Source organism: Candidatus Limnocylindrales bacterium, from assembly GCA_035559535.1.
Lineage (GTDB): Bacteria > Moduliflexota > Moduliflexia > Moduliflexales > JAUQPW01 > JAUQPW01.
In genome coordinates, this window is the sequence record DATMBG010000037.1 from 230004 (window position 1) to 237264 (window position 7261).

The 7261-nt window shown below is 46.6% G+C and carries 7 protein-coding genes; 2 read left to right on the forward strand and 5 right to left on the reverse strand.

Annotation, left to right across the window (positions count from 1 at the left end):
- The first annotated feature begins 19 nt into the window (after nt 1–19).
- The gene (locus VNM22_13555) at nt 20–337 is read left to right on the forward strand and encodes a lipid-A-disaccharide synthase N-terminal domain-containing protein (protein HWP48186.1); all 318 of its coding nucleotides are present in this window, start codon (nt 20–22) and stop codon (nt 335–337) included.
- 797 nt (nt 338–1134) lie between these two features.
- Here the strand turns inward: VNM22_13555 and VNM22_13560 are convergent.
- The 4 genes from VNM22_13560 to VNM22_13575 form a co-directional block, all read right to left on the reverse strand.
- Nucleotides 1135–2187: an NAD-dependent epimerase/dehydratase family protein gene (locus tag VNM22_13560; GenBank protein HWP48187.1), complete on the reverse strand. Its 1053-nt coding sequence runs from the start codon at nt 2185–2187 to the stop codon at nt 1135–1137.
- Complete coding sequence (locus tag VNM22_13565) at nt 2188–3240, reverse strand: NAD(P)-dependent oxidoreductase (protein HWP48188.1); 1053 nt, start codon at nt 3238–3240, stop codon at nt 2188–2190.
- A 98-nt stretch (nt 3241–3338) separates the two neighbouring features.
- Nucleotides 3339–4844, reverse strand: a complete 1506-nt coding sequence (locus VNM22_13570; GenBank protein ID HWP48189.1) for a GMC family oxidoreductase — start codon at nt 4842–4844, stop codon at nt 3339–3341.
- Nucleotides 4834–5301: a hypothetical protein gene (locus tag VNM22_13575; GenBank protein ID HWP48190.1), complete on the reverse strand. Its 468-nt coding sequence runs from the start codon at nt 5299–5301 to the stop codon at nt 4834–4836. The genes VNM22_13570 and VNM22_13575 overlap by 11 nt, the downstream gene beginning before the upstream one ends.
- Before the next feature lie 307 nt (nt 5302–5608).
- Between VNM22_13575 and VNM22_13580 the strand changes: the two genes are divergently transcribed.
- Nucleotides 5609–6577 (forward strand): alpha/beta hydrolase, encoded by a 969-nt coding sequence (locus VNM22_13580; protein ID HWP48191.1) that lies wholly within the window; start codon nt 5609–5611, stop codon nt 6575–6577.
- A 177-nt stretch (nt 6578–6754) separates the two neighbouring features.
- Here the strand turns inward: VNM22_13580 and VNM22_13585 are convergent.
- A partial coding sequence (locus VNM22_13585; protein ID HWP48192.1) for a hypothetical protein occupies nt 6755–7261 on the reverse strand: 507 nt, incomplete at its 5' end.

Sequence of the window (7261 nt, forward strand, 5' to 3'; positions counted from 1 at the left end):
TGGAGGAGAAAATGGGAGAGTGGGTAAGACCTTTTCCCATTCCTCCTCCTTCTCTTCTAAAATGAATGGTTGGTTAATTTTCGGTTTATTCGGACAATTAATGTTTTCCATGCGGTTTATTGTCCAATGGATTGTCTCTGAAAAAAGAAAGGAAAGTGTAGTACCTATTCAATTTTGGTACTACAGTCTGGCAGGAAGTTTAACTTTACTCCTTTATGCAATTCATCGAAAAGATCCTGTGTTTATCTTGGGCCAATCTCTAGGAACCTTCATTTATATTCGTAATCTAATCCTCATCTATCGTAAACAGGCCGAGATCTCTAAAAGTATTCCGTAAGCCTGAGAGTCGGTACCTTACCTTTTTATGGATTTATGGAATGAGTCGGTATTGTCGCCTCGCTCTCTTTTCCGTCTTATACCAACCATCAAACGAGACATTTAACCTACTTTTCTACCCCCCAAAGTATTTTTATTAATGTATCTTCTCTTCTAAGACCTGGGTTTCCCGCATAGCCATGACGATATTCGAAGCTTCAGGAATTTTTCTTGCCGGATCTTGATCTTCCTGAAGGGTTGTAAAATGACAGGCGGGACGCGCTTATCCTGCTGGTGCCCCGGACATCTGGGTTTCATGGAAAAAGGCCCTGTCCTAACAAACGGGCGATTAGCCACCAGGCACATCAAACGAGACGTTTAGCCTACTGATAAAACAGCTCCTATGAAGAACATGGTGTCACCAGACTTAACGGTTTAATTAGTTTTGTTTGATTTTTAAGCGGTCCTCACCCCTGACTCTCTCCACCCCCACCCCTTCCCTCCCCGTCCAGGGGGAGGGTGAGGGAGGGAGAGAGACCTGGGGTGAGAGGGGGGAAGCGAATAACCCAAAATTAACTTTACAAAGTAGTAGGTCAAACGTCCCCGTTTGACATCAAAGTAGTACACTGTTTACTTAATTTTGGTCTCATAGGGCTGCTTTCACTCCCCAGCTCTCCTCTCCCACAGCGTGGGAGAGGGGCCGGGGGTGAGGGCCACTTAAACGTTAAACAAAACTAAGTAAACAAGGTAGGAGTAGGTCAAACGTCCCCGTTTGACCTCACAGGTTATAGTTAATTTTATCCTGGAAGGGTGTCAGGCTTATGAGAACCATCTCAGGATTCGAAGAGCCCCTTCCTTAACGGGAGATCGATGGGTAGAAGCAACGGTAGAGGTTTTAATTTGCTCCCGGTGGGCCAGATACCATTCATAGGAATCGATCAGCATGTCGATATTGCCCCATTTGGGCTGCCAATTCAATTCCTGTTTGGCACGGGATATATCGTAGTAGGATTCTTTTCCATACGTAAGGTAGTGATAGGGTGCCAGCGGGACCAGGCGTAGTGCAGAGAGTAATTTCATCATAGTCACGGCTGGTAGAACCGGTAGGGATTTTACCCGACTCCCTGTTTTAGCATGGGCAATCAATCCTTCCAGGGACTCTCGCAAGGTACCGAAGCGCTCGGCACCCAGGTTATATACGGCGAAACCAGGCCGCTCAGATGCCTTTATACAAGCCTCTATGACGTCTTCAACGTGGACAAATTGATAAAGATTATCTCCCTTACCGAGTACATAAACCGTCCGCCCTTCGGCAATCCAATCAAAAAGAATCTGAAAAATTCCCAGGCGACCTCGTCCTACCATGGCTCTTGGGCGAATAATGGTAATATCAAGACCCTTTTCGAGGTATTGTCGACATAATTTCTCTCCTTCCAGCTTGGTTCGCCCGAAATCTTCGTGGGGATGTGGCTCTACGGTTTCATCTATGGGATTCCTGGGGGGTATCCCGAATACCGCCGTGGAGGAGATGTAGATGATTTTTTTGACTCCAACTTCTTTAGCCGCTTTGAGTAAATTTTCCGTACCGTTCCGATTAACACTCCAAAAGAGTTTTCGATCCCGTGCTAAGGGTACCTGGGCTACTGCATGGAAAATAACCTCGACTTTTTCACAGGCCCGACGAACCAAGGGATAATCTCGAATATCCCCTTGAATAAAATCAACTTGCCGGGGTCGATCCAGGTCATCTACAAGATCAAAGACCCGCACCCTGGCTCCCAGATTGAATAACCTGCGAACCATTAAAGAACCAAGATATCCTGAACCACCAGTCACTAAGTAGGTTAAACGTCTGGTTTGAATAGTAGACATTTAGATAATAATCCCCTTCTCCAGGCACCATCGGATGGATCTTCGCATCCCCTCTTCCAAATCAATTTTTGGATCGTATCCTAATTCCTTCTGGGCTTTGAGAGAGGAGCAAACAATGTTTTTATTCATCTCCGATAATACGTGGATTTTCTGGTTATAGAAACCCATACGTTGAAGTAATCCATCACAAAGTTGCGCCACCTCACCGACTACATGGGGCAAGTGGAGTCGCCTGTGGGCAACCCGGATCCCGAATTCTGTTTCCAGTAAGTGTTCAATAGTAGCCACGATTTCATTCAGAGTATAGGGTCGTCGATCTGCTATCCAATAAGTCTGGCCGTTGGCTACCGGACTCTGTTCACTCAGGAGTAATCCCTGGCAAATATTATCCACATAGGCCATGGAACGTCGATTTTCTCCATCTCCTACTATGGGGACTGTACCCTTTTTAATCATCTTAAAGAAGAGGGTCTGACGGGGGGGTTGGTCGGGACCATAAAACCAGGGGGGACGGATAATCACCGTCTCCAATTTGTTCTGGGCTTGATATTCGCGTACTACCTCTTCCATGAGCATTTTGGAACGGCCATAACCCATGTAAGGATTATAGGGGGAACTTTCGGTAAAAAAATGATTTCGATGGGGATTTGTCCCGATGGGAGAGTTAGATGATACGACCACAGCCCGGCGTACGCCAGCTTCGGCTGCGGCCCGGAGTAGATTACGTGTCCCATCTACATTTACTTCAAAAAACTCCCGCACACGTCGGACCGGATGAATAACCCCTGCACAATGAAACAGCGTAGCTCCCTCGGCTCCTTGACAGAAGGACTTCATCGCTTCAAAATTACGTAAATCTCCTTCGAAGATCTCTATCCGTTCTGAAATGGTTCGAATCTCGGAGATGTCGGATCCGGGTAAGACCAGGCACCGTATCTGTCGGGATGGGTGATTTTCCCATAAAGATGGAACCTCGGGAAGACCGGTAACCAGCACCCGAACCAGCCGGGTTCCAAGCCAACCGGGTACTCCGGTGACTAGGGTTAGAGGCATAGATTAAAACCGCAAATAAGAAGAGACAGGCAGTAGATCGTGAAGGTAGAAAAAGACAGGAAATCTTAAACGATTGATGTCAAACGGGGACGTTTGGCCTACAACCTGCCCTTCTCTTCTAAGAAATGTCTGACGTTACGTAAAGCAAGGGCCATAATCGTGCCTTGCGGATTAACACCGGGTGAATCCGGGATCAAGCTGGCATCTGCGATATAAAGATTCTCAAAACCATAAACTTTACCGAAGGAATCTGTGGCACAGAGGGCGTCATTTTCTCCCATAGGGCAGGTACTGAAGGCATGTACGGTCGTTAAGCTCATGGCCGATATGGGTATCGGTTTTTCCAGAAGCATCCGGCACTCGGCAAGGGAATTGAGTACAGAGGGTGCCTGCAGGGCCGGATAAAGTTTACGGGCGCCACCAGCAAATAAAACTTCACCCAGGCGAGCCAGTCCTATACTCAGGTTCCTCTGGTCCTGACGGGATAATCGATAACGAACGATGGCTTCATGGGTGAAGGGAAATACCCGCACGGTCCCTTGATTAGAGCCGCGACAGGCCGCATAATAGAGGGCCATTTGTCGCCAATTCCGCATAGCTTCTTGATTCTCAGTCCAATTTTCTGAAAGGGTCAGGGCCAGAAATCCCGGGGTAAACACAGACCCGCCTAAGGTAATATCCGGCCAGAATTCCTTTACCTGATAAATAGGAAGGGCCGTATGATGACTATCCAGAGGCTCATCGAATAAGGCTGCTACCTTTAACATGGGATGAATCCGCAGGTTATTGCCGATATTTCGCTTAATGCCGCTGGAACGCAGGAGTACAGGGGTCTGAATGGCTCCGCCACAGACAAAAACGAACTCTGCTTCGATGAGTACGTTGGATGTATAATACCTCTGAGGACGGCCCCATAAATTCCTCTCTCGGGCGGGCCTCTTAAGGACTCCAGAGACATGAGAGACACGCCCTCGCCGGTGATGAAGCCGTGTAATATGACAGTTGGATAATAAACGGGCACCGGCCCGCAACGCTCGAGGAATATAGGTTCGGGACATGGAGCGCTTCGCATCCGGCGCATAGGCGCTACCTCCCAGGTTTGTAGTCTGTGCCCGTGGCACTTCTTCAATGAGCCATCCCAGTTTTTCAGCCCCATACTTAAATCTGGCCGAGCTGGGAGGAAGCTCGTCTGAGTTAAGAAAAGAGATCCCTAACTCGATTTCAATCTCTTTAAAAAGTAACTCCAATGCTTCAACCGACAAATCCCGAACTCCATATATTTTTTGCCAGCGATGAACGGCCTCCGGCGGGGTATGAAGCCAGAAGGCACTGTTGATCTCCGTACTACCCCCTACACAACATCCTTCGACAAAGGCAATGTTGGTATTTCCCAGGATCGGAGATAATCCACCATTCCGATAGAGAAGTTGCATGGCTCGAGGGGTATGAGTAGCCATACCACTCAGATTAACCTCAGGACCTTCTTCGGCAATAAGCACAGAATAACCGGCTTCAGCCAGTGTAGCCGCTGTAATGGCACCCCCTGCCCCAGATCCAATCACCAGAACTTGGGTGGTAAACTTGTGCCTTGGGTTATTTGCCATGTCCACTCCTGGCCTGATCCGACTCCAGTTGAGCTGTAACCAGGGGATGATCTAAATAGTAAAGCAGCACACAACTCCGAATTAACTTCACAAAGTCTCGTATCATTCGGATACGACTGTTAGACCAGGCAAGTATATACCTTTGTTGCCTGTTCGCGTCCAACTGAGTATACCAGCGACCATATCGAAATATGGCCAGCCAGTTAAACCCCTGCAAAGCAATTTGGTAAGGTATCCGTAAAAAGCTGGGCATGGTAGTTAGCTGGGTTGCTACAAAATCCACAACTTCCTGTTCGATCTTGACCCGCTGAGTTGCGTGAAGGTATGGCTCGTTGGGAAGTAACGCCCGAACTAAACAGGTAAGCAGGTTATAGTTGCTATAATCGATTAATCTCAGCCCAACGGCCACCTCTACGGTTGTCTTTGCCCATTCAGATGCTTCTTGTAGTAGTTCCATCTCAATCGGTGTTAAGTAGCCATCCCTGAAAGAGAAGCCCTTTGCCCGGAAACATCTCTTCCAGGATAACCTTGGGGAGTAGAATTTATCTTGCAGCACTCCTGATCGGATATGAAATTATCTTGATGAAATCATAGAGCTTATCTATGTTGATGTTTTTAATTCTTATGGGACATGGCCTTTTAATCGGCAAAGTTTTCAAACAACACCTAAGAAATATGATTGCCAAAGTCCAAGGTGTCAACAAAAAAAAATGAATTCTGTTTAAGGTTCAGTTCCTTACTAAGGGGTTCTATTTAGTCTTTTTATGAAAAACAGAAAACCTTTTTGTCGGAGTGTTCTCCCCTGGGTTCTTATCCTGGCAGGGGTAGGATTCTTATACTTAAGCATAAAAGGGTTCTCTCTCATTTCCTTGACCCTCTCTCTCCGAGATCTTCTGCTGACCCGATTCCATCCTACCTTCCCATATACCTCCCAAGAAATTGAATTCAATCATGGGGACTTGAAGCTTAAGGGATCCCTTTATATTCCCCAGGGAAAAGGTCCCTTTCCGGGTGTTGTGATTGCCCATGGAGGAACCAAACTCGGGAGAAAGTTGGCCCTTTATGTGATCATGGGTCAAAAACTAGCCGAAAAAGGCTATATAGTCTTAAGCTTTGATTTTAGAGGCTTTGGGGAGTCCGACGATCCGCCTAAGATTAAATCTCCGGAGGATCTGGATTTTGTTGGAGATTTAACCCAGGCCGTGTCTACGCTGACTACGATAAAAAATCTAGACCCCCATCGTATTTATTTGATCGGCCATTCCTTTGGAGCCGGAGTCGTTATCCAGGAGGGTGTAAAAGACCAGCGGATAAAAAAAATCGTCTCTATCGCTCCAGGACGACGAACCTTTGAACGATTTTTTGGAGAGAATGCTCCAGATAAAGACTGGCCTCAGATTCGTATTTCCCACGATATGAAATTACCCTATCTCATTCCCAAAGAGATCCTCTACCCGATCCTGATTTCCTTTATAGCCGAGTCTATTTTACAGTTTCCTCAACATCCTCCCCTGCTATTTGTCGATGGAAGCCTGGAAGACCCTGAGGATCAAAAGTTTCTTAAAAATGTCTATCTTAAAACGACAGAGCCTAAAAGTTATGTAACCATCCCAGGTGCAGATCATTATTTTGGAACCCGAAAAGATGAGTCCGGATTTGGGCAAACTCCCTTTTATGAGGAGAAAGTGGTTCGGGAATTTATAGATACCCTGGATAGGTGGCTAAGAAAATAAAGGCGAGGAGCTGAGGAACAGGGAGATGCTGGAGCCGGGGGGCAGAGATTATCGAAGAATGGTGAATGGCGAATAGGGGGATAATAAAATACAGAACCAGGGGACACGGAACCCTTCCCTTGATCCTAACAGGTTCCGTGTCATAGGAGTTTCATGGAGGTAGGGGGATCCTCCTTTTCAAGAGTTACCGGAATCTAATTCCACTTCTGCGACCTGACTTTTAAAGAAACGTCGGATGTAGTCTTGGAGGGTTTTATCTAACCGGGATTCTTGACGGTTGGAAATCAAGTTGCGCAAAGTTTGAATTAATCGCCAGGGACGTAGGAGATATTGAGTTCCGTAGAATCCCAGAAGGCCGAACATACGTAAGAAATTTAGTTCTTTTGAGGATATATTATCTGTCCACGATATTGCCCGAGCCATATCCGTATAGGCGGTAAGAGATAAAAAGTATTCATCTGAAAAAGTTTTAATCTTACCCTGTTCCAGCAGTTCTGAAAATAACTCTGAACCGGGATAAGGAGAAAACATGGAGATGGAGACATCATGCACACCGATTAAAGCCATCATAAACAAAAACCTAAGGGTCTGCCATACCTGCCACCGCGTCTCATCAGGAAATCCAAAAATAATGTTGGCCTTCACATTTAAACCACTCCGGACCGCCCCTCGCATCGAAGTCAA

Excerpts from the sequence above, each read along its gene's own strand:
- VNM22_13575 (HWP48190.1), bottom strand. The coding sequence starts at position 5,301 with ATGGAACTACTACAAGAAGCATCTGAATGGGCAAAGACAACCGTAGAG.
- VNM22_13580 (HWP48191.1), top strand. The coding sequence starts at position 5,609 with ATGAAAAACAGAAAACCTTTTTGTCGGAGTGTTCTCCCCTGGGTTCTT.
- VNM22_13560 (HWP48187.1), bottom strand. The coding sequence starts at position 2,187 with ATGTCTACTATTCAAACCAGACGTTTAACCTACTTAGTGACTGGTGGT.
- VNM22_13565 (HWP48188.1), bottom strand. The coding sequence starts at position 3,240 with ATGCCTCTAACCCTAGTCACCGGAGTACCCGGTTGGCTTGGAACCCGG.
- VNM22_13570 (HWP48189.1), bottom strand. The coding sequence starts at position 4,844 with ATGGCAAATAACCCAAGGCACAAGTTTACCACCCAAGTTCTGGTGATT.